A 25,852-nucleotide genomic window follows, 5' to 3' on the forward strand; every position below is an offset into this window, starting at 1 on the left:
CTTATAGCTTATAATTCATCCTTTAATGGAGAATGCTAGTAACATTCACCATTAAAGGATTGGGCTATTATGAATATGATTTTGGAAAGCATAATTTTAATTCTTACTGGAATGATTGCATTAAAAATGACAGGTAGTAAATCTGTTAGTCAAATGACGAGAGCGGAAATAATTATAGTAGTATCAATCGGCCGTATTATTGTAGAACCAGTATTAAGTAGGAAAGTAGTCCCATCTATATTTGCAGCTGTAATATTTGCAAGCGTACTTCTTATCATTCATTTCTTTGAATTGAAATCAAGGAAGGTGGAACAATTCCTAAATGGCAGTAGTGTTGTTATTGTTGAAAACGGAGAAATTGTAAAAGAGAATTTGATGAAAGCAAAAATGTCGGAACAACAACTATATATGCAATTAAGAGAAAAAGGAATTCTTGATTTAAAGAGTTTACAACAAGTTACAGCTGAACCGAATGGGCGTATTGGTTATCAATTGATAGAGAAAGCTCAACCAATAACTTTAGAAGTGTTAGAAAAAGTAATAGATCAGTACAATATAAAAAGATAATTTCTTATGTAAAAATGCCAATATACAATAGAAGTATTGGTATTTTTTATTTTGTCTAAATGTAAAAATTAATATTTAGAATACATATTCAACCAATCTTTAAAATAGATATAGGCTTATTAATATGCTATATTCAATGGACCTATAGTGACTGTGGTGAAAAAAGCAGCGTTAAAATGAATAGGTCTTTCATGTGATGCTATACAAGAGATAAGAATAAGGAGATAAAAATAAAATGGAATTTTGGGAATCAAGTTTTATTGAGAAACAAACAATGTGGGGATTTGAACCTACAGAATCTGCAATTTTGACAAAAGATGTTTTTCTGGAAAAGAACGTTAAAGATATATTAGTACCGGGTATTGGATATGGAAGAAACGCAAAGGTGTTTATCGATAATGGTTTAAATGTAACTGGAATTGAGATTTCAAAAACAGCTATTGATTTAGCGAAACAAAACGGACTAGAAGATGTTAGTATATATCACGGTTCGGTAAACGAAATGCCTTTTGATAATAAACTTTATGATGGAATATTTAGTCATGCACTTCTTCATTTGTTGAATGAGAAGGAAAGAGAGAAATTTATTAAAGATTGTTATAATCAGTTAAAACCTGGTGGATATATGGTTTTTACAACCGTTTCTAAAAAAGCTCCCATGTATGGAAAAGGGAAAAAGTTGGAGCAAGATTATTTCGAAATCATGGAAGGCGTAAAAATGTTCTTCTATGATAATGCCTCTATAAAGCAAGATTTTAATAAATATGGAATAGTACAAGTTTCGGAAATTGATGAACCAAATAAAAACATGGAAAATAAACCTTCAATCAATTTCTTAATGATAAAATGTAAAAAAGAACTATAACTAAAAGTTATTAAGAATTATTAAAGATGTTTATATATTGATTATGCACAAATAAAAAGGACAAGCATATAATAGAAATACCTATTAACTTTAAGTAACTTTAACTTTCTTTAATAGGGCATCTCAAAATCCCTAAAAAGAGCACTTGCGGAAACAAGTGCTCTTTTTTTTTGTTTATTTAAGATGATTATAGTTCGTTTAATTAATATGGAATTTAAAACCATAAACTTTGAACAAAATGGTAAAATTAATAAGAGGATGTATAAGGGGGACGGGGATTTGAAACTTAAAGAACTGGCGAATTTGTTATTGATTAAAGAGACCATTGGGGATATGGATGTAGAAATTACGGGCTTGGAAATGGATTCTAGAAAGATAACTAGTGGAAATCTATTTATATGCGTATCAGGTATCGATGGTTTTCTTGAAGATCGGCATCAATTTGTTGAAGATGCAGTGAATAAGGGTGCTGTAGCACTAATTGTAGAAAGAGATGTAAATATTGAGATACCTAAAATAATTGTTAAAGATGCTAGGTATGCTATGGCAGTTATTGCGTCACATTTCTATGGTTATCCATCTAATAAAATGAAGCTAATTGGAATTACAGGTACAAATGGGAAAACAACTACTTCCTATTTACTTGAAAAAATTTTAAGTGATTATGGATATCACACGGGGCTCATGGGGAATAACGGAGTCAAAGTTGGTTCAAAATGGTATCCAACTGATATAAATACGCAAGAACCTCCAACACTTCAACGAAATTTGCAAATGATGAAAAATCAAAATGCAGATTATTGTGTTATGGAAGTTACGTCACAAGGTTTACATATGGGAAGAGTTAAAGGATGTAACTTTAAAATAGCTGTTTTCACAAATTTAACGCAAGATCATTTGGATTATCATGGAACATTTGATGAATATAAGCATGTAAAAGGTCTTCTTTTTTCAAGATTAGGAAATGATTTTTCTACTACAGATAAAAAAGTTACTATTTTGAATGCAGACGATCCATCGGTAGAATACTTTAAAAACATTACTTCAGCTGAGGTTATCACTTATGGGATGCATAATGGAGCAGATGTTCAAGCGAAGAGCATAACTTTAAGCTCAAAAGGAATTCGGTTTTTAGTTTCGTCCTTTAATGGAGAAATAGAAGTTAACCTAAATCTAGTAGGACGTTTTAATGTATATAATGCATTAGCAGCAATAACAGCGGCGTTGGTTGAAGATATTCCGCTTACAAACATTAGTGATAGCTTATCTAACTTAAAGAGCATTGAAGGTAGAATGGAAATCATAGACGCAAATCAAGATTTCCTTGTAATAGTGGATTATGCTCATACACCTGATGCGTTAGAAAATGTCCTCTCTACAATTAGTGAGTTTTCAAAAGGTAAAATCATTACTGTTTTCGGTTGCGGTGGAGATAGAGACGCAAAAAAACGATCTATAATGGGTGAAATTGCTGGAAGTTATAGCGATTTTGTTTTTATTACTTCTGACAATCCCCGTTCGGAAGATCCGCAGTTAATAATGAAAGATATTGAAAAAGGATTTTCAAAGAATAATAATTTGAATTATAAAGTAGAGGTAGATCGTGAACTAGCGATAAATCACGCAATAAAAATGGCATCTTCTAATGATATTGTTTTGATTGCGGGGAAAGGGCACGAAACGTATCAAATTTTAAAAGATACAACAATTCATTTTGATGATAAAGAAAAAGCTCGACAAGCAATTATTAATAAATGAATGAATTCAATTAATAGCTGAATAGTATTGCTAATAAAAATAATGTTTTAGATGAAGCTAAAACTAATAACGAAGCAATTTTTTGAAGAATTTATAATTGAAAGGTAAGGGTGTTTCTAGGAATATATGAGGGAAAACCTTACCTTTTATAGTTTTATTTCTTAAAAACAAATGTTATAGCATTTGTTTTTAATTGAATGTGTCTTTCGTTTCGGACTATATCATAAGCTAATTCTTTTATTTCAACTTTTATTTCTTGCCATTCCTTATAAATACTTTTTAATAGATGTATCATATCATCAGTAGGAAGGTTAATTTCAATTAAAGCATCTAATTCTTCATTCGTATGTAAGTCAATTTCTTGTATGTTTGAGTTAATAATTAAACAATTGATACCACCAGTCTTTGTACCTCTTTTCATAGAATGGAGCACGTTTGTTAAATCTTCTTCTGATTTAACATGCTCTAAACTTGATACTGCAACGATATAATCATAAGTATCAGGTTGGATGTAGTAGTTTTCAATTGATGCTTGTTCTGTTTTTATAACTTCAAATACATCATGTTCTTTGCTATAAGTTTGTAATTTTGTTAACGCGGAATCCAGTAAGTCCACACATGCAACAGTACCGCTAGCATTTTTTATTTTTTGTGCAATTGTAATGCTATTTCTTCCAACGCCAGAGCCGAGGTCAAGCACTTGCAAGTTATTTTGTCCTTCAAAGTAATCTAGTAAGTTCATAACTGTTTTAACCGGTTTATAAAGCCAAGAACCAGTTTCAAATAGTTTATATTGTTCATAGCAAAGGTCGTGATATTTCTTTTCTTCGTGTCTTATGTGATCAATACGGTTCATATAGTTTCAGCTCCAATATTTTTATTACAAAATGAATAGGTGGGGCAGCCTTTAACATTTGTTTGAATTCGAAAAATACCACCAGCATGTGGATACTCTTTTAATTCGTCATCCGTCATTCTTGTTCTGGCTGTTGTAACATATAAATCAGTTAAGTTAGGTCCACCAAATGTACATGAGGTTACATATAACGCAGGAATTGGAATACTTAATATTTGTTCTCCAGTTAAAGGATTCCACCTAGTAATCTTTGAACCTCCCCAATGTGCAATCCATAAACAACCTTCTTCGTCAATTGTCATACCATCAGGTAGACCATCATTTTCAGGGAAAATGATTACATCACTTGGATTATGAATTTCTCCAGTACGTATATTATTTTGATAGCGAACCACTTTTTTAGTAGGTGTATCTATAAAGTAAAGGTATGTATGATCAGGTGACCAAGCGATTCCGTTTGAAGTATTTACATGTGAAACTTTTTTCTCTACACTCAAATTATTATGTAAACAATATAAGGAACCTGCAGCATTAATACCGTATGTATCTGTAGTGCCTGCCCAAAAACGACCAGCGGGATCACATTTTCCATCATTAAAACGATTTTCTATTAAATGTGGTTCAGGGTCAAAAATATGTGTCAGTATTTCTGTTTTTACATTAATAGAATAAAATCCGTTTTCCATAGCTAGGAGTAGTACGTCTTCTAAATATGGAACAACACAGCCGATTTGTTGATTGAGAGCGATTACTCGGTTTGTATTTGCAGTAGGATTAAGTATGCATAATTGTTTCTCTATAATATCAACCCAGTATAAAAGTTGCTTTTTTTCATTCCAACAAGGTCCTTCAGCTAAACTAGCTTTAGCATCTAAAACCAATTCTATATTACTGATCAAGATGTTCACCTCAATTTATAAGATATTTATATAATTCGATAAGAATGAAGGTAAACCTTTTTGTCAGAGGATATTAAGATTTTTACTGTAGAAAACTGACTATCTTAAGCGATTAAAAAATGTATAAACATGGAGAGGAAAATGCATATGATGTTTTATGAAATTGTTTGCTTTTCGTGTAAAAATATATTCCGTGTATACGAAGGAAGCGAAAAATATAAGCGATTTAAAGAGAAACCGAAAGGGACATATTGTTGTGATGAATGCAGTCATAAAATTCAATTAGAAGCGATAAAGCATTTATTTAGATAGCTTTATTGTCCGGAAAAGTTTGACAATAAAGGTATTATAAATTATCATATGAAAAAACTAATATTTAAAATGGCATGGAAGAGAAGAGTAGTTAAGAAAGGGTACGTACAGAGAGCTCTGGTAGCTGAGAAAGAGCGGTATACATCTTAATGAAAAAAGACTTGGAGCTGCGCAAGGAACTAATTTGTTTAGGGATAGTGCGACGGGTTCTCCCGTTATAGAGATAGGGTATAAGCATATTTTGCCGTACCTGAAGAGGTTAATATGGCGACGTATTGACAAACTGAGGTGGTACCGCGAAGCTAACAACTCTCGTCCTCAAGATGAATAATCTTGGGGGTGGGAGTTTTTTTATTGTATAAAACTGAAAGTGTGAAAACAAAAAAATTGAGGTGATTAATATATGCATTGGGCGTATGAAGTAGCGCATGAATTAATAAGAAAACATCCAAACAAAGAAACTTTTGTTTGCGCATCTGGAATAAGTCCATCTGGTTCTGTTCATATCGGGAACTTTCGCGAAATAATAACGACTTATTTCGTTGTAAGAGCACTTCAAGATTTAAGGAAAAAGACTCGTTTTATATTTTCATGGGATGATTATGATAGGTTTAGAAAAGTCCCTAAAAATATTGATCCATCTTTTGCAAAATATATTGGTATGCCATACTGTGATATTCCAGATCCATATGGCTGTCATAATTCGTATGCAGAGCATTTTGAAAAAGAGTTTGAGAAATCACTTCAAGCATTTGGGATTGAAGTGGAATTCATATATCAACATGCTGAATATAGAAGTGGAAGGTATAACAAAAACATATTAGAGGCTTTATATAGAAGGAAAGAAATATACGATATTTTAATGAGTTTTAAAACTGGAGAGTGTAGTGAAGAAGAGCGAGAGAGTTTTTATCCGGTTACATTATATTGTGAGAAATGCGAGAAAGATGCAACAATGATTACACATTTTGATGAAGTATTAAAAACAGTACGGTATGAATGTATATGTGGAAATCAAAATGAATTATCGGTATTAAATACAAATAAAATGAAACTGAATTGGAAAATCGATTGGCCGATGAGGTGGATGATAGAGGATGTTATTTTTGAACCAGGTGGAAGAGATCATTCATCAGAAACGGGTAGCTATAATGTATCCAAGGAAATTGCAAGGGAAATATTTAATCGTGAAGCTCCTCATTACGTTGCGTATGATTTCATAGGAATAAAAGGCAATCATGAAAAAATGTCAAGTTCTTCAGGGAATAATATTACACTTAGTGAGTTGTTAAAAGTGTATTTACCAGAAGTGATTCTTTTCATGTTTGCTAAATATAGACCAAACGCAGCTTTTCATATCGCTCTTGATGAAGATGTGATTCGCAATTATACAGAATATGAACGATTGAAAGATAGTTATGAGAATAAAACGCTCAAAAATGAAGATTTATTTGATGCAATTAAACTCTCTAGAGTTGATAGCGGGTTTAAAGAATATCCGAGATTTAATCAAGTAGCAGGAACGTTACCGTTATTAAATTTTGATTCATCTATTTTACAAGATACATTAGAAAAAATAGATAGAAGGTATACATTTGATGCTATGATAGCAATATGTAACCGCGCAGAGTATTGGATAAGAAACTTTCAATCTGAAAAATTAATTGCGGTAAATCAAGAGAGAAATACAGAGTTTTACAACACATTAGATGAAAGACAGAAAGAATGGTTAGTAGAAGTTTGCAAAACACTTCGTTCTAATAAAGATTACTCTAACTTTATGGAACAATTGTATTCAATTTGTCATCATGAAAATAAAAAAATAATGAAAGAAAATCAAAAACAATTATTTTTTATTATATATAGGCTCATTATGAATCAGTCTAGCGGCCCGCGTATACCGTTATTAATACATGTTGTAGGAGTTGAAAAATTCATTACATTATTAGATTTTAAAAAAGGCTAAAAGAAACGCAAGTACTTAAAGGTCTAAGTACTTGCGTTTCAAATTTTGCTACCGTGAATACATTTTCGGACATTCATCACCACTAGGTTCATAAAAACAGTGACTTTTAAATTGTCCTACAAATGGCTGGTTATACCATTCAGGCGGACAAGCTCCAACTGGACGGAAATACCAAAGAGCCCATCGTGCTGGCCAGCGCCATTCACCTTGTAAAACTTTTCTTGCGATATCTTTTTCTGATTCGCGAGCACGCTGATAAAAATATCCGTATTGCACTGCTTCAAATCCACCTGGACTTTGATATACTGCATCACGCACAGATCGAAGTTGTTTAAAGTCTAAGCAATCACAAAATACACGATTTACTACTACGCAGCCAACAAGTTGTTCACCTTGTCGACCTTCTCCTTCAGCTTCAGCACGAATTAAACGAGCTAGCAAATCCACATCGCTTTCGTTATATGGAATAAGGGGCATAGTGCTACCACCTTTCTTTACCTGTTATAGTAAAGAGTGTATGTATGAAAATAAGCTAGGTGCTTTTCTATAGGTAAATATCAATAAATATTAAAAGGAGCTTTTATGCAAAAAGCTAATTAATAATTGTAGAGTAATATAAAAAGGGAGAGATAACATGTATTGTATTCATAAAGAACATATCATTTACGCAATGTCACCAGATAATCAGCCTTGCATGGAAGTAGAAGTAGGGAGTCGTGTTGTATTTGAAACATATGATTGCTTTGAAAATCAAATTGACTCTGAAGATGTTGCGTTTCAAGAATTAGACTGGAACCGCATTAATCCAGCAACTGGACCTGTTTTTATTAAAGGTGCAGAACCTGGTGATATTTTAGTCGTAACGATTGAAAAAATTAAAATTGCAGAGCAAGGTGTTTTAACTACAGGGGCGAATCTTGGCGTAATGGGTGAAGAGCTAAACGAAAACACAGTGAAAATTGTCCCAATACATAATGAACAGGTTTTGTTTTCAAATGAACTACAAATTCCGATTAATCCAATGATCGGTGTTATTGGTACTGCGCCGAAAGAAGAAAGCATTTCATGTGGCACACCGCATGATCACGGTGGGAATATGGATTGTAAAGAGATAAAAGAAGGGACAATATTATTATTACCTGTAAATGTTCCTGGTGCTCTATTAGCATTAGGTGATTTACACGCAGCGATGGGTGATGGTGAGATTGGTGTTAGTGGCGTAGAGGTTGCTGGTGAGGTAACAGTAACAGTTCAAATTTTAAAAGGAAAGAAATGGCCACTACCAATGGCTATCCAAAAAGAAAAAGTAATGACGATTGCTTCAGAGAAGTTGTTAGATGCTGCAGCGAATCGCGCTGTACGTAATATGGTGACATTTTTACATGAAGAATTAGAAATGTCTAAAGCGGATGCAACACTTTTATTATCAGCTGCAGGCAATTTAAAAGTATGCCAAGTTGTGGATCCTCTGAAGACTGCTCGGATGGAATTAGGTATGAATTATGTGGAGAAACTGGGATTTACTTTGAGTAAATTTCATATTAAATAAAAATACTAGAAGAAGGATGCTGTTGTATAAAAGTATCCTTTTTTAATTTACGGATTAAGTAAAAAAAGGTAGTATTTATTTTATATAAGATTGTGGATCGAAAAAGGAGTTAATCAATGGTTAAAATTATGATTGTAGAAGATGATATGAAAATTGCAGAACTATTATCAACACATGTTGCGAAATACGGTTATGAAGGAATTATTGTAACGGATTTTCAAAATGTTCTAGACATTTTTTTAGACGAACAGCCAGAGTTAGTTTTATTAGATATTAATTTACCGAGTTTTGATGGGTACTATTGGTGTCGTCAAATTCGCGGAGTTTCTACATGTCCGATATTATTTATATCGGCTCGTGAAGGCACAATGGATCAAGTTATGGCGCTAGAAAACGGCGGCGATGATTTTATTTCAAAGCCCTTCCATTACGAGGTTGTAATGGCTAAAATTCGTAGTCATTTAAGACGTGCTTACGGAGATTATGCACCGAAAGTAGAAGAACGGATGGTTGAGCAACAAGGTCTTTGTTTATATCCGGAAAGGCTTGTGTTGAAGCTTAAGAATCAAGAGATTGATATAACGAGAAATGAAGCTATTTTATTAGAAATGTTAATGAAAAATTATCCACGTGTTGTGAGTAGAGAAGTGTTATTAAATAAATTATGGGATAGTGAATCTTATGTTGATGATAATACTTTAAGTGTAAATACAACTCGTGTGCGTAAAAAGTTAAAAACGTTACAGATAGAAGATGCAATTGAAACGATTCGTAGTGTCGGTTATAGACTACATATTACTTGGGATACTGGTATGGAGAAATGATAAGATTGTTTATTCGTGATCATATACCACTTATTTGTTTTACAGCAATCCAACTACTAGCCATATTTCTTGTATATTGGTTTGATGGACATAATCATATTTCAACAGCATTATATGCAATGTTTTTAGGTGCCTTTTTTATGGTAAGTTATTTAGTATTTCGTTACTTCACACATCGCACTTTCTATGAAAGGTTAGCAAATCCGTTGCACTCTTTGGATGATTCTGTTCAAAAATCAGATTTTGCAGTTGTATCTACTGCGCTTCAAGACTTGCTTGAGGTACAATATCGCCATTATCAAAATCAGCTCCAAATACAAGAGAGAAAAAATAATGATCATTTAACTTTTATGAATCAATGGATACATCAAATGAAAACACCTTTATCTGTAATAGAATTAATTACACAGGATGAAGTCGATCCTCGTTTTGAAAGTATAAATGAGGAAACAGATAGGCTGAAAAAGGGGTTAGAGATGGCTCTGTATGTCGCGCGTTTAGAAGCATTTACACAAGATTTTTATGTGGAAAGAGTACAACTGCATAAAATAGTAAATGATTCCGTGCATGAACATAAACGCTTCTTTATCCGGAATTTTGTATATCCACAGCTTGAAATTGATAAAGGTATTACTGTAGAAAGTGATGCGAAATGGTTACAATTTTTAATTGGACAAATACTATCGAATGCAATTAAATATTCATCAGGTAGTAGAGAAAAGATTAAAGTGCAAGCTTGTAAGGAAGGTAATAACGTTATACTTGAAATCGCCGATAATGGCGTAGGGATACCGAAGCAAGATTTACCAAGAGTGTTTAAACCTTTCTTCACAGGAGAAAATGGTAGAGATTTTAAAGAATCAACTGGTATGGGGCTCTATCTTGTATATGAAATTACGAAACAATTAGGTCACAGTGTAGAGATTCATTCAGAAGTTGGTAAAGGTACCGTTGTACGAATTGAATTTTTAAATGTGTAAAAATGATTCAGGCTAAAGAACTTGAAATATAGTTTTTTTAGCCTTATTTTATAGTTATTATTTGAAATGGTAAAAAGTCATATTGGTATGTATAATGACACACTAATAAATACAACTGTTAAATTAGAAGGATTTAATAATAGGCTGATAAATAAATAGGTTTTATAAGAAAAAAGCCACCCCCTTAAAAGAGATAGCTTCATGAATCCATCCTGTGAATAAGTGTATCAACATTAATAAGTATAATGTTCGAATTCGTGATATGTTTTGTGGATTATAATAGAATTAGTCTTTTATTTTTTTAGGATACAGTATTGTAATTAAGCAAACAAACTTAATACTTTATATCCAATTAACCCTAAAATAATAATAGGAATTATCATTAAAAAAGAAGAAATTCGATTAGCATTAGAGCGTTCTAATACAAGAATCAAGATAATCCCGACTATCACTTCGGTATATCCAACAGGTAACATATGACTATAGTCTTCAAAATTTAAAAGAATATGAAGTCCATCCGTTACAAAAACTCCACCAATAAGTGCACTTCCTAATTTATGAAGTGGATTTGTAGTATCTTTCCATAGAAAACCTGCAATTCCAAATATAGTTCCTCCTATAAATGCACATACAATCCATACAGATATAAAATAAATAGAGTGAGCTACATTTTTAATAACTATGGCATAACCATAGTAGCCTAATATCATACCGAGTAGTGCAAGGATACCAGAAAGTATAGCTGTACGCTTAGAATAACTAAAGCTAGCCATAAAAAAGGATGGAACTAGCCAAACGCTTCCTAGATTAGCTAATGAATTCCAATGTCCAGGAAGTATACCTTGCCCCAATTTAGTTAGTATACCAACAATTATCCCTACTATAATCGGGATGAGAAAAATCCTTAAAAACATATTTAACTTTGTGATTTTTAATGTCCTGTCCATAAATTCAATCCTTACATTAATATTTTCTGTAAATATATAATAGCTTATTACAGCGGGGTAATCAATAAAAATTTATTGAAAAACAATAAGTGATTATTGAATGACGAATAACATTTTGTTTTTATAATTAGGTGAATAAAATAGCAAGAACTCGTTACTCAACTAAATGGTAAATCAAATAATATATGCAAGTAATGAAATTGCCCAAAACATGTAATTCAACTTAGTATAAATCTCTCGTATTTTTATGAAATGATTTATTATAAAAAAGAAACGAAAAGGGATTGATATATTTTCCTCCTGTTTTTATTTGCGATTTATTAGAAGGAGGGCTTTTTGGCTAGTTGTTAATGGTAGGGGGGGATTGTAATGGATATTCGTAAAATGAGATATTTCATAACAGTGGCAGAAGAATTAAACTTTAGTCGTGCAGCAGAGCGTCTTATGATGGCACAACCGCCGTTAAGCCAAGAAATTCGTAAATTAGAAGATGAATTAGGAGTCCAACTTTTTCATCGAACAAAGAGAATGGTTGAGCTTACCGATGCTGGGAAAATATTTTTAGAAGGTGCTAGGCAAACGCTACTTCAAGTAGAAAGAACGATTAAAGAAACTCAGCTTGTAGAGGAAGGGAAGATTGGGCATTTAATCATCGGCTTTGTCGATTCTACAGAAACGGTTATAAACATATTAAAAACATTTCGAGAACGGTTTCCTAACATTCAGCTTATATTACGCGAGATGACAACAGACCAGCAAATAAAAGCACTCTATGAAAAACAAATTCATATTGGATTTATTCGTTCTAAGCAGAATAATGAAATATTGTCTTCTGAAGTTTGTTCTAAAGAACGTTTAAAATTGGTTTTACATGAAGACCACTCATTAGTTTCGTTACCTAATATTTCTATTAAAGAACTAGTAGATGAACCATTTGTTTTATTTCCTCGTCATTTCGGTACTAACTTTTATGATTTAATTATTAGTTACTTTTGGGAACATGGAGTAAGTTTAAATATTGTTCAAGAAGCAATTCAAATGCAGACGATTGTTAATTTAGTTGCAGCAAGAATGGGGATTTCTGTCGTTCCATCATCGGTGGAAAGTTATAAAAAATCGGGTGTCATGTATAAAGACATTCAGGAACATACACCGGAGATAAACTTATACGCTGGATGGAGACAAGATGAAAAGTCTGTCGTTCTCGAGAACTTCTTAGTAGTTGTTAGAGAGATTTATAAGACTTCACAACTTGAATTTGAAAAGTAAAGGCCCATCTTGATTGGATGGGCAGTAGTGAATTTGGAAAGATACTATATTTATTGTTAAGTCACTGATGATTTAACCTGTTTTACTTGGATCATACTCAATGAAGCCTTTTAGCACACTATCAATTTGACCCATAATTTCAGGTGACAATGTAACACTAGAAGCAATTACATTTTCTCTTATTTGCTCCGGATTGGAAGCGCCAATAATAGCAGAGGAAACAGCTGGATTTTGTAGTACCCAAGCAACTGCGAGTTGAGGTAGGGTGAGATGGTTTTCTTGTGCAATAGGATTAAGTTTTTGTATAGCGGTAAGTACATTATCACTCATCCAACGTTGTACGAGTTTGTTAAAAAACGGTTTTCCTGCATCTGAATTAGCACGTGATTGGGCAGGGATTGGTTTACCTGGTTGATATTTTCCAGTGAGAATACCTTGTGCGAGGGGAGACCAAACCACTTGACCAAGTCCTTCACGTTGACATGTAGGTATTATGTCTGTTTCGATCACTCGCCACAACATCGAATATTGAGGCTGGCTAGCAATAAGAGGAATGTTCAATTCTCGGGCAAGTGCTGCACCGCGTGTGATTTGTTCCGATGTCCATTCACTTATACCTAAATAAAGGACTTTACCTTGTCTTACAAGATCTGAGAAAGCTAACATTGTTTCTTCAAGAGGAGTTGTTGTATCGAATCGATGTGCATAATAGACATCAATGTAGTCTGTATGTAGCCGTTGTAACGATGCATTACAATTTTCTATAATATGTTTTCGTGATAAACCTCGATCATTTTTTCCAAGTCCGGTCGGATGGCATACTTTTGTACAAAGTTCTATACTTTCTCGGCGTATTCCTTTCAAAGAGCGACCAAGTACTTCCTCGGCAATAGTGTCCGAATAAACATCAGCAGTATCGAATGTTGTAATACCGACATCTAGTGCGGCTTTCACACAATCATTTGCAGTATCTTCGTTTACTTTTCCACCATGGTTTATCCAGTTCCCGTATGCAATCTTACTTACTGTTAATCCACTGTTTCCGAGTTTGCTAAATTCCATTGTAGAATCCCTCCTTAAAAATGATAACTTTATTATAAGAACTGAAATGTAGTATGTATAATATAAAATTAATCATAAATTTATATAAAAATTATATAAGAGGTAGTGCGTAGAAGTTTATTATTAGGGAAATCTAAAGGAGTAGTACAACAAATGTAATGTATGCTTGTTTAATATGAAGTTAAGAAATGATAAATAGACCTAGAAGAAAGCAATCATTATTACAGCACATATAATTGCATTTACTCATACAGTACTATCATGGTACAATATGGTTACTAACGACGGAAAGGAATGATGGGTGGACGATGATTAACTAATCTTATTTTTAAATGTTGAAATGAAATAAATTTCAATTTCTAAAAAATAGGATTAGTCTGCCCAATTTCCATACAACGGTATTGCTATTTATGTTGCGCAATAGCTTATTTGGGTATAAATATTTTAATGACTAATCCTGCCAAATTTATTTGGGAGGATTTTTTTATTCTCCCTTAATGAAAGGGATCGGTATTATGAAAGAACTATTAAAATTAAATGATGTTTATGTTGAAATAAAAGAAAATACTTTGTTAGAGAAAATGAATGTGACAGTAAGACAAGGGGATGTTATCGGATTAATCGGTAAAAACGGGGCTGGTAAATCAACGTTACTTCAATTAATAAATGGGAAGATTGAACCATCAAAAGGTACTGTTGAATGGATGCAAATGAATATGACAACAGCATATGTTGAACAAGAAAAAGAATCTTTTGTTAGTAAGGATATGATTGCAAAAGAAGCCGAGCTTCTTGCAAAATGGGGCGTGCCAACGAACGATTTTCTAACTTTAAGTGGTGGTGAAAAGCTAAAAGTTCGATTAGCAAAAGGATTTGCCGGAAATCCTAATGTTTTAATATTAGACGAACCGACAAATCATTTAGATGAGATGAGTACGGAATTTCTCATTAAACAAATCAAAAATATGAAAGGTACAGTTATCGTCGTATCGCATGATCGATATTTTTTAGATGTTGTCGCAACAAGAATATGGTCAATTGAGGATAAGAAATTAATTGACCATAGCGGGAATTATACGAGTTATATGAAAGCTCGTGAGCATAAAAGAATGACGCAGCAGCGTGAATATGAAAAACAACAAAAAAAGATAGAACAAGTAGAAACTCATATAAAAGAATTAAGTTCATGGTCACAAAAGGCACATGCGCAGTCTACAAAACAAGAAGGCGTGAAAGAATTCTATCGTGTAAAGGCGAAGCGAATGGATGCACAAGTGAAGTCAAAACGAAAACGTCTCGAAAAAGAGCTGGAGAAAACGAAAGTAGAACGTGTGAAAGAGGAGTATTCAGTTGAATTCTCTATTCAAGCGAGTAAAAAAGTAGGAAAACGTTTCTTAGAAGTAAAACAATTGCGGAAAGAATTTAACAATCGGACATTATTTGAAAACGTTAATTTTACAATTCAGCATGGTGAGAAGCTTGCGATTATTGGGTCGAATGGTAGCGGGAAAACAACTTTACTGAAGATGATAATGGGAATAGAAACTGCCGAAGGAGAAGTATGGATTTCACCATCAGCAAACATCGGTTATTTAACACAAGAAGTTTTTGATTTACCGCTTGATAAAACACCAGAAAATTTATTCTTTAAAGAGACGTTTGAAGAAAGGGGAAAAGTCCAAAATTTAATGAAACATTTAGGGTTTCAAGCTTCTCAATGGAAAGAGCCGATTCAGCATATGAGTATGGGTGAACGAGTAAAATGTAAGCTAATGGCTTATATTTTGGATGAAAAAGATGTACTTATTCTAGATGAACCTACGAATCACCTTGATCTTCCTTCACGTGAACAACTTGAAAATACATTAGCTGAGTACAACGGAACACTCGTTATCGTTTCTCACGATCGATATTTTCTAGAGAAAACAACTAACACAAAACTCGTGTTTTTAAACAATACGATACAAAAGCAGCTAGAAGAACCTACGAAAACAAGAGATGAAATTGAAGAGTTACGTTTAACATTAGAAACAGAGAGACAAGAAGTATTAGGGAAATTAAGCTTTTTAACTTCTAAAGACAAAGAATATAAAGCACTGGATGAACGATTTATGGAACTTACGAAGCAGATTAAGGCGCTATAACGTAAGTAAGGGGGATTAACATGGGAGAAGAGAGTTCAACTAAGTTATTTAGAATAGATTGTGGATATATATACTTGCAAGAGTTTATGGTCAAAGATGTAGAGAGTATTTATAAAATAGCAAATCAACCGGAAATAGAAAAGTTTTTACCAGACTGGAAATCAACGAAAGAACAAAGGGTGGATTGGATTGCAAATTATGAAATACCAGCAAATAAAGCATTTCTTGACGCAGTGACAACTACGACTAACATAGATGATCATATATTAAAACTAGGAATATTTAAGAAAACCACAAATGAATTTGTTGGTTGGTGCTGTACTGGTATGAAAGATGAACCCCCTGCACCGAATAGAGAAATTATGTATGCTATCTCAAATGAACATCAAAATCATGGCTATGCTACAAAAGCGACTAAAGGCTTAATTGACTATTTGTTTAAAGAAACAAATTTAAATGACCTCAACGCAATCGCTTTAATTAACAATGTACCATCAAATAAAGTCATTAAAAAATGCGGGTTTACTTATTTGAGTGAACAGAAGATAGAAAATATTTCTCTGTAAAAGGAATTAAAACGAAATCATTAAAAAGCTTAGAGCTAAAACTCTAAGCTTTTTTACATGCATTTTATACCTGTTAACATATGAAGGATACAATTGTAAGGACATTTTGATGGAATTGCTGTTCAACAAAATAGGGAGATCAAGCTGTACATGTGATAACCAGTTTGAAAAATCATTTATGAAAAGGGAATTGGAATATTTTGTCGAATTCGTGTATCAATGATAATACAAATTTCTTACTCAAATCATCCTACAAACGAATTACTTTAAGCTCAATTAGAAGAATGGAAGGGGAAAAATGGGATGATATAAAGAAGAATTTGGTCTTAGTCAACAAAAAATGCCGGTAAGTCTATTAAAGAGCTGCATATAAAACTTACGGTTGATTGCTAGTAAATTAAATCTTTAAGCCAGGAATTAGTTTAAATGAGGGAGGGGAACACATATTATTATTTGGTTTCGTCACTTACCACAAATAGGTATGGATTATTCAGAATGGACGCCGTTTATACAGAATAATTGGTACCAAAAACATTATATGAAGTTTGTATATTTACTTCAGATTATCATTTTTATGATACCTTATTTTTTTGAAACAAGTTTCACTCATATTAATATATTCTATCTTATCATAATAGGTATCCTAGTCTTCATCATTCACGAATGTCTACACATTTTAGTAATAAGTAAAAAAGGGGATATTAGCTTAACATTTAGTGGGATATTCTTTTGGCTAAATACAAATGCAACCTTATCCAAAATTAGATTTTGGGTCTTTATGAGCTTGCCTGTTATTGTATTATCGGTAGTTCCTGCCATGATGTCTTTCTTTGTATCAGGAAATATTAAATCAATTTTATTATTTATATGTTGGATAAACACATTCATTTCCGCCTCAGATATTTACAATTCGTTTTTGATTGCAATGAAACCGAAGAACTCATTTTTTTGCAGAGGGTATTATCAAGTGAAATAGTATTTAATGGGTAACTCAAATATGCTTCAAATAATGCAATAGTTAAAAATATAATATTTGAAAGCAAAAAGACCGATAAAAAAATCGGTCTTTTGTTATTACTAAAATAAAGATTAGAAAATAGCATTGTAATTTAAACCAATATGCAAATATTATAAGATAGATATGCTTTGTTTATAGATTGAGAATAGGTTTGTTATCAGTTTTTTTAGAAATCTTACAAGCGTGTAAGATAAATGAAAGATGAATCAATATGAGCTGTAAGACAATTCATTTACACTCTATAGTGAGCAGTGGAAATGAAGGGAGAATAGAAATGGAAATTTTACAGGCAAAAAGTATTAGTAAAGTATATAAAGGGAAAGTACCTTATAAAGCATTAGTAGATATTGATTTATCAATTCAAGAAGGTGAATTTGTAGGAATTATGGGTCCATCAGGTAGCGGGAAAACAACGTTATTGAATATGGTATCTACTATTGATTCTCCATCATCGGGAGAAATTATAATTAATGGTACAAATCCTTTTCAATTATCATCAGAAGAATTAGCGTTATTCCGCCGGAAAAAGCTAGGGTTTGTTTTCCAATCATTTAATCTTCTTAGCACACTTACTGTAAAAGAAAATATCGTATTGCCTATGACATTAGATGGTGTTTCTGTGCAAGAAATGAACAAACGAGTGGAAGAGATTGCAGAGAAATTAAGTATTACAGATATATTAAATAAAAGAACATTTGAAATATCTGGAGGGCAAGCTCAGCGAACAGCAATCGCTCGTGCGATTGTTCATAAGCCGCAATTATTACTTGCGGATGAACCAACAGGGAACTTGGATTCTAAATCTTCAAATGATGTAATGGAGATGCTCGATACGCTTAATAAAGAAGAAAAAGCAACGATGATGTTAGTAACGCATGATCCGTATGCAGCGAGCTTTTGCAGCAGAGTAATTTTTATTAAAGATGGTCAACTATATAATGAAATTTATTGTGGCGAAAGCAGGCAAGCGTTTTATCAAAAAATTATGGATGTCCTTTCTTTGTTAGGAGGGAAAAGGCATGACTTTTCGTCAGTTCGCATGTAATAATATTTTTCGTAATAAGCGTACATATGCAGCTCATTTTTTGAGTAGTGCATTTTCTATTATGATTTTCTTCACGTATGCTCTTTTATTATTTCACCCTGATTTACAAGGGGAATTAAAATCGACAAGTGCAACAATAAGTGCATACGGTACATTGGGATTTTCAGTTTCGCAAGGCTTGATTTTTGTATTTTCATTTTTCTTCATTCTATATTCAGTCAGTTCATTTTTAAAGACGCGTAAGAAAGAATTTGGCATATTAATGATGCAAGGTATGTCAATGAGACAACTTAAGAAGTTATTGTTAATTGAAAATATGCTAATTGGACTTGGTTCAATTTGTATAGGGATTTTCATTGGACTCATATTTTCTAAACTAGTCTTATTGATAAGCGCAAGTGTATTAATGATTAATAATGGTTTACCTTTTTATATACCAGTGCAGGCTGTATTTTTAACAGTTATCACATTCCTTTTCTTGTTTTTAATCGTTTCACTTTTTACATTTAAAATGGTAAAAGTAACAGAACTTGTGGAACTTATTCAAGCGGAGGAAAAGCCAAAACCTGAACCGAAATCTTCAATTTTATTATCACTATTTTCTTTAATTAGTATAGGATATGGATATTTTTCAGTATTTCGTTTCATCCCAAGTTCCAATTTTATTACGCTTGGAATAGGTGTGATCCTAGTAATTATAGGAACGTACTTTTTATATACACAGTGTAGCGTTTATATATTGCATCTTGCGAAAAAGAGTGAATCTTTCTTTTTAAAGAGAACAAATATATTAACATTTTCTGAATTAATTTACCGTATGAAAGATAATGCAACGATGTTTTTTATAGTATCTATTGTTTCAGCAGTTGCATTTACAGCGATTGGTACAACAGCTGCAATTGGAAATAGGGATTTGGTAAGGATGACAAATCCCTATACCTTTTTGTATGGAAGTTTTGAAAACGACAAAGTATTAAATAAAAATCTTTCTATTATAAAAAAACACCTTTCTGATGCTAATATTCCGTATCGAATGGCTTCATCTTCAGATATTTACACAGAAAGTGGCGTACAAGTAATGAAGTTAAGTGAATATAACGATCTTGCTAAAGCACTAGGTTATCAACAAGAAACAATCGAAAAAGAAGATGAAATTTTATTAATTCCTGGAGTCGTAGCACAAAAACAAGAATTTAAAAATGGCGAGTATAAAAAGAATATAGAAGTCATTCAAGGTGACTGGACAAAGACATTTCATGTGAAAAAAGCTGTAGAAAATTTAGTTTTACCACATGATTCTAGAACTATTTATATCGCTGTTCAAGATCAGGTATATGATGGAATACCTTTAACTAGTGACCCAGTTAATCAAGATAGTCCATTTCGTACTTACGGATTTGTTGTAGACGATTGGATGAAAACGAAGAAAATTTCAAACGAATTAATTAGTACATTCGAGAAAGATATGAGAGAAGGTAATTTCCAATTTCGAGCTTTAACTATAGACTTGTTAAGTGCAAAGCAAACGAATGGGCTATTACTTATGGCAAGTGTTTTAGTCGGAATCGTCTTCTTTACATTCGCTGCTAGTTTTATTTATTTCAGATTATATACAGATTTGGATCGCGATCAACAGCAATATAAAATGATTTCGAAAATGGGATTAAGTAAACGAGAATTAAAAAAAGTTGTAACGAGACAGTTAGTATTAATGTTCTTCTTACCAATTATTGTTGCAGTAATTCATACTGTAGTTGCTTATATGGCATTACAACAATTAGTAGACTTTTCTATTTTAAATAGTTCTATCATGATTTTAATTTCATTTATATGTATACAAGTTTTATATTTCTTTATAACCCGTTGGCGTTATCTGCAAAAGCTGTATAAGGTTATGGAGCAATAGAGTATAGTAGCTTGTAAGACTACACAAAAGTACGTGAAAAAATGAACTGTATGATGAAAGGAAACGCGATGAGAAGAACTTTAACTATTTTTATGTTAACGATAGTATTTTTAATAAGTTTTAGTGCATGCACTAAAACGGAAAATCCATTTCCTGCAAACGGTTTATTAATCATTGGGGATGAGAATAAAACTTCGCCAATTATTAATCGTTATCAAGAAATTACAAAAGAAAATGAAGTGTTTTCTGTGAAAAAAGGTAAATTTGGAAATGGCCAAGTATTAATTTTAAATGAATCTACTGCACAAGCGATGATTAAAGCAAATGTTTTTCGTAAACGAGATAATGGATCCAATTTAAAACTAATAGATAAGTTACCGGAATTCCCGAAAGAGGGCTCGCTGTTGTTTACACATGAAGATGAAAAGAGTATGAAAAGTATTGAATTAGAAGGAAAAGAGATTCCTGTTTCATACGATAGTGACGCTTGGATAGGTAACACTCGTAAATATCCAACGCAATGGTATGTAATGGTATCAAGAAATAGTGTGTATAAAGAAATAAAGGCAAATGAAACGAAAATGCACCTTCTTCATTTGAAACAATCACTAGGTGACGAAAAGCCTAAAATGTCGACAGATAATACATTAGTTAATGAAAATGTTAAAGCAAAAAAGCTAATTAAAGGTTTGGAAGGAGAAGTATCTTTTCAGTTTGTAACAATTGAAGAAAAATCTTAAAAAAGAGTTCGAGGTTGATAGAAACTTTATCAACCTCGAACTCTTTTTAGTTTATAGGTCCGTTTATTACATTATTTCATTTAAATGGGTCTCATTCGTTTCTTCAATCGTATTTGAATGTTGAATTGAATTATTTTGAGCTTCCTTTTCTTTACGTACTTTTTGTAGCATTTCAAGGATGATCCATAAAGGAACACCTTTATCTTTTAACATTTTCCATAAATCTAATTCGTTAAATTTATGCTCAGGCTGTTTCATGTCTTTTTCAGATGAACGAATTTCGAATTTGATAGGATCATTTGCTTTCTTACCTTCAAGTTTAGTAGAAGAGATAGTATTATGCTCAAGATTAGATGGAGTTATTTTAGTAGGTTGAGATAATGTATGGATGTTTGATCCGATTTGCATGCTTTTCCCTCCTTTTCAAGTATTGAAATTATTTTTCTTATGATTTTTAAATCCTTATATCATGAGGAAACTATAACTAATTATAAATTCAAATAATCAGATTTACAAGTTGTATTGTAAAAAGTAATTGCTTACTTGAATTAATATTTATCAACATTTGTGTATGTTTTCTATATATACAATGTATATAAAATACTTTACATTATGTTTAAGTTATTAACGAATTGTGTTTTTCTTTTTTATAGAAAAATGTAAACGGTTTATTAGGGGGAGGAATCATGGGGAAATTATTATTGAAAATATGTTTATTTGCAATAGGGACTGTGTTTTTATTCACAGCAAAAACAATTTACGCTGAAGAGAGGCAACAAAATAATTATCCTATCATATTAGTGAATGGATTTGCTGGGTGGGGTAGAGAGGAAATGTTAGGGGTTAAATATTGGGGTGGTGTTCATGATATACAGGAAGATTTGAAACGCAATGGTTATACGGTACATACCGCAGCTGTTGGACCTGTTTCTAGCAACTGGGATCGTGCATGTGAATTATATGCGCAAATTAACGGCGGTACAGTAGACTACGGTGCCGCACATGCTGAGAAACATGGACATAATCGCTTTGGCAGAACTTATAGTGGTTTCACGCCGAATTGGAATGAAACAAATAAAGTACATTTAGTTGGGCATAGCATGGGTGGACAAACGATTAGAACATTAGTACAGCTATTAAAAGAAGGCAGTTTTGAAGAAAAAAATCATGTAAAAAATTACCCGAACACCAAAATATCACCACTATTTGAGGGCGAGAAATCATACGTTCATAGTGTTACAACATTAGCAACTCCTCACAATGGGACAACACTTGCGGATGGTAGTCTTCTACTGCCGTTTGTTAAAGATTTACTCATTACAGCTGCAAGTTTTGGAGGAAACAATAATTTATCGTTATATGATTTTAAATTGGATCAATGGGGTATAAAGAAGAATACTGGAGAGTCTTTTTTCCAATATACTGATCGCATCCTAAATAGTTCACTTTGGAAAAATACAAAGGATATAAGTCAATGGGATTTAAGTACAGATGGTGCAAAGGAGCTCAATAATTGGGTAAAGACGCAATCAGATGTTTATTACTTATCTTATAGTGGACATGCATCACAAGCGGCACCTATAACAGGTTTACATCTGCCTCATATAACGATGAATAAAGTGTTAATGGGTAATGCATTTTTCTTAGGTTCCTATGCAAGATATGAAGAAAATCGTCCATTAGTTGATACTTCTTGGTGGCAAAATGACGGTGTAGTAAATACAAATTCTATGATTGCACCCTCTTCTAATACTGCTGTAAATAGTAATGAGTCCTTACAGATTGGAAAATGGAATCATATAGAAACGAAAGCAAATTGGGACCATCTTGATATGGTAGGACTTAGTGTTTCAGACACGTTAGGTTTTTCTAGCATTCAAGAGTTTTATAGAACAATTGCAGAAAAGCTATCAAGATTACCGAAATAGGTAATAATAAAGCGCTCTCGATGGAATTCGAGGGCGCTTTATATTATATTGAAAGAGGGATATGGTAGAAAAATATGGAGGGATATTATGAAAATTCAAGTTGTATTATCAGGATATGGAACAGTAGGCAGAGAATTTATAAAATTATTAAACGAAAAATATTCATATATATATAAAACATATGGGATTCATTTAGTTGTAAGTGGCGTATTAGGGAGAAATATTGCAATACATAATGAAGATGGCTTATCTATTCACCATTTATTGATGTATGGTGGCGGTACCGCTGCAATTGAAAAATATTTAGAGTATCATCCGAAGGAACGTGCAACAAATGAGATAAATGGTACTGTATTAGTAGAATCAACTGTTACCAATCTTAAAGATGGAAATCCAGGGAAACAATATATGAAACAAGCGATTGAGAAACAAATGGATATAGTTGCAATTTCAAAAGGCGCACTTGTTACAAACTGGAAAGAAATAAATGAAGCAGCAAGAGGCGCAAATGTACGAATTCGATATAGCGGTGCAACTGCTGCGGCATTACCGACACTTGATATTGGTCAATTTAGTTTAGCTGGTTGCCATATTGAAAAAATAGAAGGAATATTAAACGGGACTACAAATTATATTCTTTCGAAAATGAATGAGGAAGATATTACGTTTGAAGAAGCATTGAAAGAAGCACAAAGTAAAGGAATTGCTGAGACAAACCCTATATTAGATGTAAGTGGTTCAGATAGTGCGTGTAAATTGTTACTTTTGACAAACAGCTTAATGGAAACAGAGAATACACTTGCCGATATACATATAAAAGGAATCGAGCACGTTACAAAACAGCAAATACGAAATGCTAAGGAACAAAATAAATATATTAAATTAATAGCTTCAGCATATAGGAATAAGGATGGAAAAGTGGCTCTTAGTGTGAAACCACACGAAATAGATAAAGAGCATCCGCTAGCAAAAGTAAATGGGACCGAAAAAGGAATTACGTTCTTTACAGATACAATGGGGCAAGTTACTACAATTGGCGGGGCTTCTAATCCACGAGGCGCAGCAGCTGCAGCTTTAAAAGATGTAATTAACTTATATCGAAAAGATTTGTAAGACCGTACCGCCCTTTATAAAAAATACATATGTCGTGGACCTTTTGAGAATGAAATAAATATGCAAAAATAATTGCAGGGGGTAAGGAATTGTTTAAAGATTTTAAAGTTGTCAAAGATCGTCCTGTTTATATTCAATTGAAAGATTATTTAAAAAAGATGATCATGAAAGGGCATTTGCTTGGGGATCAAAAAATTCCATCAACGAGGGAACTAAGTGATTTACTAAGTGTGAGCAGAAATACTGTACTCGCTGCTTATGCGGATTTAGAGCAAGAAGGACTCATTTATGCAGTTAAAGGAAAAGGGAATTTTGTTGCGAAGGTCGATATATCGAACACTTCGTCTGTTGAAATAGATTGGAAAAATAAACTTAATACGATTACCTTATTAGCGGATGAATTAGATTTAATGAAACATGGTGTTCGCTGGGAAAAAGGAATGATTGTTTTTAATAGTATTGCTCCGGACGAAAAGCTATTTGATGTGGAAAATTTCAAAAGGGCTTTTCTTACTCGTATGTCCATTGAAGGGGATGTCGTATTAAACTACGGATACGCAAAAGGTTATAGACCGTTAATGAATTATCTACTTCATTATATGGAAATGAAAGGTGTAGATATATCCAACAAAGATATTTTAATTACAAATGGATTTACAGAAGGATTGGATATTGTACTATCCTCGTTATCGAAGAAATCAGGGCGGGTTATTTGTGAGAATCCGACTCATCATGCTGCGCTAAAGCTTTTCCGCTTACATGGCATTGAAGTTCATGGTATTAATATGAATGAGGATGGTATTGATACGAATCAAGTAGAAAAAAATTTGCGTGAAAAAGAGTTTGATTTTGCGTATTTAATTCCTTCCTATCATAATCCAACCGGTATTGTTACGAGTTCAGAGAAACGAACGGAACTGATGAGATTATTTTCAAAATATAAAATTCCTATTATAGAAGATGGATTTAATGAAGAACTACGTTATTCAGGTTCACATTTAGCGCCATTATTAACTTTCGCAGGCGCTGGTAATAATGTGATTTATATTAGTAGCTTTTCAAAGGTGCTTTTCCCTGGTTTACGTGTAGGCTGGATCATCGCAGATAAAGAACTGATTCATCATTTAGAAAGTGTAAAAAGAGCTAGAACGATTCACACATCTACATTAGATCAAGCTGTTCTATTTCAATATTTACATGAAGGATATTTTGAAAAATATTTAAAAAAGGCAAGATCTGTTTATAAGAAAAAATATGAGTTAGCTGTCGGCGCGTGTAATCAGTACATTCCTTTCAAAAGAATGACTGGAGATGGTGGACTTCATTTATTTATAGAGCTAGAAGAGCATATGAATGCCCGCACACTTTTACAAAGGTGTTATGAGAAAGGCGTTACGTTTTCACCTGGAGATGTTTTTTACTCTGATGGAGAAGGAGCGAACACTTTCCGATTAGGATTTTCACGCTTGAAAGAAGAAGAAATAGTTCAGGGAATCAAAATCATTGGTGATACATTAAAAAATGAAATTTGGAGTTGA

24 protein-coding genes and 1 other annotated feature are annotated in these 25,852 nt (G+C 32.7%); of the genes, 18 read left to right on the plus strand and 6 right to left on the minus strand.

Annotation, left to right across the window (positions count from 1 at the left end; genetic code table 11):
* Nucleotides 1-69 precede the first annotated feature (69 nt).
* The 3 genes from KZZ19_RS12150 to KZZ19_RS12160 all read left to right on the plus strand — a co-directional run bounded on the left by KZZ19_RS12150 (nucleotide 70) and on the right by KZZ19_RS12160 (nucleotide 3,190).
* Nucleotides 70-567: a DUF421 domain-containing protein gene (locus KZZ19_RS12150; protein ID WP_237981814.1), complete on the plus strand. Its 498-nt coding sequence runs from the start codon at nucleotides 70-72 to the stop codon at nucleotides 565-567.
* Nucleotides 568-802: 235 nt separating this feature from the next.
* Nucleotides 803-1,432, plus strand: coding sequence for a class I SAM-dependent methyltransferase (locus KZZ19_RS12155; RefSeq protein ID WP_088096450.1), 630 nt, complete (start codon nucleotides 803-805; stop codon nucleotides 1,430-1,432).
* 279 nt (nucleotides 1,433-1,711) lie between these two features.
* Nucleotides 1,712-3,190, plus strand: a complete 1,479-nt coding sequence (locus tag KZZ19_RS12160) for a UDP-N-acetylmuramoyl-L-alanyl-D-glutamate--2,6-diaminopimelate ligase (RefSeq protein WP_237981813.1) — start codon at nucleotides 1,712-1,714, stop codon at nucleotides 3,188-3,190.
* 154 nt (nucleotides 3,191-3,344) lie between these two features.
* On the opposite strand, the gene KZZ19_RS12165 is transcribed toward KZZ19_RS12160, so the two are convergent.
* Nucleotides 3,345-4,046, minus strand: a complete 702-nt coding sequence (locus KZZ19_RS12165) for a class I SAM-dependent methyltransferase (RefSeq protein WP_237981812.1) — start codon at nucleotides 4,044-4,046, stop codon at nucleotides 3,345-3,347.
* Nucleotides 4,043-4,945, minus strand: a complete 903-nt coding sequence (locus KZZ19_RS12170) for an SMP-30/gluconolactonase/LRE family protein (protein ID WP_237981811.1) — start codon at nucleotides 4,943-4,945, stop codon at nucleotides 4,043-4,045. The genes KZZ19_RS12165 and KZZ19_RS12170 overlap by 4 nt, the downstream gene beginning before the upstream one ends.
* A 141-nt stretch (nucleotides 4,946-5,086) precedes the next feature.
* On the opposite strand from KZZ19_RS12170, the gene KZZ19_RS12175 reads away from it, so the two are divergent.
* Together KZZ19_RS12175 and lysS are read left to right on the plus strand one after the other, a co-directional pair.
* Nucleotides 5,087-5,257, plus strand: coding sequence for a DUF2197 domain-containing protein (locus KZZ19_RS12175; RefSeq protein ID WP_064774857.1), 171 nt, complete (start codon nucleotides 5,087-5,089; stop codon nucleotides 5,255-5,257).
* Between the two features lie 66 nt (nucleotides 5,258-5,323).
* Nucleotides 5,324-5,580: a binding site (T-box leader), on the plus strand.
* Between the two features lie 80 nt (nucleotides 5,581-5,660).
* A complete protein-coding gene (gene lysS / locus KZZ19_RS12180; protein ID WP_237981810.1) occupies nucleotides 5,661-7,223 on the plus strand; it encodes a lysine--tRNA ligase in 1,563 nt (520 codons plus the stop codon).
* Between the two features lie 48 nt (nucleotides 7,224-7,271).
* Here lysS and KZZ19_RS12185 read toward each other — a convergent pair whose 3' ends face one another.
* A complete protein-coding gene (locus KZZ19_RS12185; RefSeq protein WP_088096455.1) occupies nucleotides 7,272-7,700 on the minus strand; it encodes a cell wall hydrolase in 429 nt (142 codons plus the stop codon).
* A 157-nt stretch (nucleotides 7,701-7,857) separates the two neighbouring features.
* Here KZZ19_RS12185 and KZZ19_RS12190 point away from each other — a divergent pair, with 157 nt between their 5' ends.
* The 3 genes from KZZ19_RS12190 to KZZ19_RS12200 all read left to right on the plus strand — a co-directional run bounded on the left by KZZ19_RS12190 (nucleotide 7,858) and on the right by KZZ19_RS12200 (nucleotide 10,576).
* Nucleotides 7,858-8,772 carry an acetamidase/formamidase family protein gene (locus KZZ19_RS12190; RefSeq protein ID WP_088096456.1) on the plus strand — a complete coding sequence of 305 codons (915 nt, stop codon included), beginning with the start codon at nucleotides 7,858-7,860 and terminating at the stop codon, nucleotides 8,770-8,772.
* Between the two features lie 116 nt (nucleotides 8,773-8,888).
* Complete coding sequence (locus KZZ19_RS12195) at nucleotides 8,889-9,596, plus strand: response regulator transcription factor (RefSeq protein ID WP_088096457.1); 708 nt, start codon at nucleotides 8,889-8,891, stop codon at nucleotides 9,594-9,596.
* Nucleotides 9,593-10,576, plus strand: coding sequence for a sensor histidine kinase (locus KZZ19_RS12200; RefSeq protein WP_237981809.1), 984 nt, complete (start codon nucleotides 9,593-9,595; stop codon nucleotides 10,574-10,576). The genes KZZ19_RS12195 and KZZ19_RS12200 overlap by 4 nt, the downstream gene beginning before the upstream one ends.
* 320 nt (nucleotides 10,577-10,896) lie before the next feature.
* Here KZZ19_RS12200 and KZZ19_RS12205 read toward each other — a convergent pair whose 3' ends face one another.
* Entirely contained in the window at nucleotides 10,897-11,523 is a 627-nt protein-coding gene (locus KZZ19_RS12205; RefSeq protein WP_237981808.1) for a DUF6518 family protein, read from the minus strand.
* Nucleotides 11,524-11,892: 369 nt separating this feature from the next.
* On the opposite strand from KZZ19_RS12205, the gene KZZ19_RS12210 reads away from it, so the two are divergent.
* The gene (locus tag KZZ19_RS12210) at nucleotides 11,893-12,792 is read left to right on the plus strand and encodes a LysR substrate-binding domain-containing protein (RefSeq protein ID WP_237981807.1); all 900 of its coding nucleotides are present in this window, start codon (nucleotides 11,893-11,895) and stop codon (nucleotides 12,790-12,792) included.
* Between the two features lie 72 nt (nucleotides 12,793-12,864).
* On the opposite strand, the gene KZZ19_RS12215 is transcribed toward KZZ19_RS12210, so the two are convergent.
* Complete coding sequence (locus KZZ19_RS12215) at nucleotides 12,865-13,854, minus strand: aldo/keto reductase family protein (RefSeq protein ID WP_237981806.1); 990 nt, start codon at nucleotides 13,852-13,854, stop codon at nucleotides 12,865-12,867.
* 515 nt (nucleotides 13,855-14,369) lie between these two features.
* Between KZZ19_RS12215 and abc-f the strand changes: the two genes are divergently transcribed.
* The 6 genes from abc-f to KZZ19_RS12245 all read left to right on the plus strand — a co-directional run bounded on the left by abc-f (nucleotide 14,370) and on the right by KZZ19_RS12245 (nucleotide 21,273).
* A complete protein-coding gene (gene abc-f / locus KZZ19_RS12220; protein WP_237981805.1) occupies nucleotides 14,370-15,998 on the plus strand; it encodes a ribosomal protection-like ABC-F family protein in 1,629 nt (542 codons plus the stop codon).
* A 20-nt stretch (nucleotides 15,999-16,018) separates the two neighbouring features.
* The gene (locus KZZ19_RS12225) at nucleotides 16,019-16,564 is read left to right on the plus strand and encodes a GNAT family N-acetyltransferase (protein ID WP_237981804.1); all 546 of its coding nucleotides are present in this window, start codon (nucleotides 16,019-16,021) and stop codon (nucleotides 16,562-16,564) included.
* Nucleotides 16,565-17,045: 481 nt separating this feature from the next.
* Nucleotides 17,046-17,540 carry a DUF3267 domain-containing protein gene (locus KZZ19_RS12230; protein WP_237981803.1) on the plus strand — a complete coding sequence of 165 codons (495 nt, stop codon included), beginning with the start codon at nucleotides 17,046-17,048 and terminating at the stop codon, nucleotides 17,538-17,540.
* 316 nt (nucleotides 17,541-17,856) lie between these two features.
* Nucleotides 17,857-18,627: an ABC transporter ATP-binding protein gene (locus KZZ19_RS12235; protein ID WP_098342407.1), complete on the plus strand. Its 771-nt coding sequence runs from the start codon at nucleotides 17,857-17,859 to the stop codon at nucleotides 18,625-18,627.
* Entirely contained in the window at nucleotides 18,602-20,533 is a 1,932-nt protein-coding gene (locus tag KZZ19_RS12240; protein ID WP_237981802.1) for an ABC transporter permease, read from the plus strand. The genes KZZ19_RS12235 and KZZ19_RS12240 overlap by 26 nt, the downstream gene beginning before the upstream one ends.
* 68 nt (nucleotides 20,534-20,601) lie before the next feature.
* Nucleotides 20,602-21,273, plus strand: coding sequence for a lipoprotein BA_5634 family protein (locus KZZ19_RS12245; RefSeq protein ID WP_237981801.1), 672 nt, complete (start codon nucleotides 20,602-20,604; stop codon nucleotides 21,271-21,273).
* Nucleotides 21,274-21,339: 66 nt separating this feature from the next.
* On the opposite strand, the gene KZZ19_RS12250 is transcribed toward KZZ19_RS12245, so the two are convergent.
* Nucleotides 21,340-21,681: a DUF3914 domain-containing protein gene (locus KZZ19_RS12250; RefSeq protein ID WP_237981800.1), complete on the minus strand. Its 342-nt coding sequence runs from the start codon at nucleotides 21,679-21,681 to the stop codon at nucleotides 21,340-21,342.
* A gap of 278 nt (nucleotides 21,682-21,959) precedes the next feature.
* Between KZZ19_RS12250 and KZZ19_RS12255 the strand changes: the two genes are divergently transcribed.
* The 3 genes from KZZ19_RS12255 to KZZ19_RS12265 all read left to right on the plus strand — a co-directional run bounded on the left by KZZ19_RS12255 (nucleotide 21,960) and on the right by KZZ19_RS12265 (nucleotide 25,852).
* The gene (locus KZZ19_RS12255; protein WP_237981799.1) at nucleotides 21,960-23,201 is read left to right on the plus strand and encodes an esterase/lipase family protein; all 1,242 of its coding nucleotides are present in this window, start codon (nucleotides 21,960-21,962) and stop codon (nucleotides 23,199-23,201) included.
* Between the two features lie 87 nt (nucleotides 23,202-23,288).
* Nucleotides 23,289-24,314 carry a homoserine dehydrogenase gene (locus KZZ19_RS12260; RefSeq protein WP_237981798.1) on the plus strand — a complete coding sequence of 342 codons (1,026 nt, stop codon included), beginning with the start codon at nucleotides 23,289-23,291 and terminating at the stop codon, nucleotides 24,312-24,314.
* A gap of 89 nt (nucleotides 24,315-24,403) precedes the next feature.
* Entirely contained in the window at nucleotides 24,404-25,852 is a 1,449-nt protein-coding gene (locus KZZ19_RS12265) for a PLP-dependent aminotransferase family protein (protein ID WP_237981797.1), read from the plus strand.

It is taken from the genome of Bacillus thuringiensis, assembly GCF_022095615.2.
In the GTDB taxonomy this organism is placed as follows: domain Bacteria; phylum Bacillota; class Bacilli; order Bacillales; family Bacillaceae_G; genus Bacillus_A; species Bacillus_A cereus_AG.

Coding starts and splice junctions, on each gene's coding strand:
- KZZ19_RS12150 (WP_237981814.1), top strand. CDS start 70: ATGAATATGATTTTGGAAAGCATAATTTTAATTCTTACTGGAATGATT.
- KZZ19_RS12155 (WP_088096450.1), top strand. CDS start 803: ATGGAATTTTGGGAATCAAGTTTTATTGAGAAACAAACAATGTGGGGA.
- KZZ19_RS12165 (WP_237981812.1), bottom strand. CDS start 4,046: ATGAACCGTATTGATCACATAAGACACGAAGAAAAGAAATATCACGAC.
- KZZ19_RS12175 (WP_064774857.1), top strand. CDS start 5,087: ATGCATATGATGTTTTATGAAATTGTTTGCTTTTCGTGTAAAAATATA.
- lysS (WP_237981810.1), top strand. CDS start 5,661: ATGCATTGGGCGTATGAAGTAGCGCATGAATTAATAAGAAAACATCCA.
- KZZ19_RS12185 (WP_088096455.1), bottom strand. CDS start 7,700: ATGCCCCTTATTCCATATAACGAAAGCGATGTGGATTTGCTAGCTCGT.
- KZZ19_RS12190 (WP_088096456.1), top strand. CDS start 7,858: ATGTATTGTATTCATAAAGAACATATCATTTACGCAATGTCACCAGAT.
- KZZ19_RS12195 (WP_088096457.1), top strand. CDS start 8,889: ATGGTTAAAATTATGATTGTAGAAGATGATATGAAAATTGCAGAACTA.
- KZZ19_RS12200 (WP_237981809.1), top strand. CDS start 9,593: ATGATAAGATTGTTTATTCGTGATCATATACCACTTATTTGTTTTACA.
- KZZ19_RS12205 (WP_237981808.1), bottom strand. CDS start 11,523: ATGGACAGGACATTAAAAATCACAAAGTTAAATATGTTTTTAAGGATT.
- KZZ19_RS12210 (WP_237981807.1), top strand. CDS start 11,893: ATGGATATTCGTAAAATGAGATATTTCATAACAGTGGCAGAAGAATTA.
- KZZ19_RS12215 (WP_237981806.1), bottom strand. CDS start 13,854: ATGGAATTTAGCAAACTCGGAAACAGTGGATTAACAGTAAGTAAGATT.
- abc-f (WP_237981805.1), top strand. CDS start 14,370: ATGAAAGAACTATTAAAATTAAATGATGTTTATGTTGAAATAAAAGAA.
- KZZ19_RS12225 (WP_237981804.1), top strand. CDS start 16,019: ATGGGAGAAGAGAGTTCAACTAAGTTATTTAGAATAGATTGTGGATAT.
- KZZ19_RS12230 (WP_237981803.1), top strand. CDS start 17,046: ATGGATTATTCAGAATGGACGCCGTTTATACAGAATAATTGGTACCAA.
- KZZ19_RS12235 (WP_098342407.1), top strand. CDS start 17,857: ATGGAAATTTTACAGGCAAAAAGTATTAGTAAAGTATATAAAGGGAAA.
- KZZ19_RS12240 (WP_237981802.1), top strand. CDS start 18,602: ATGACTTTTCGTCAGTTCGCATGTAATAATATTTTTCGTAATAAGCGT.
- KZZ19_RS12245 (WP_237981801.1), top strand. CDS start 20,602: ATGAGAAGAACTTTAACTATTTTTATGTTAACGATAGTATTTTTAATA.
- KZZ19_RS12250 (WP_237981800.1), bottom strand. CDS start 21,681: ATGCAAATCGGATCAAACATCCATACATTATCTCAACCTACTAAAATA.
- KZZ19_RS12255 (WP_237981799.1), top strand. CDS start 21,960: ATGGGGAAATTATTATTGAAAATATGTTTATTTGCAATAGGGACTGTG.
- KZZ19_RS12260 (WP_237981798.1), top strand. CDS start 23,289: ATGAAAATTCAAGTTGTATTATCAGGATATGGAACAGTAGGCAGAGAA.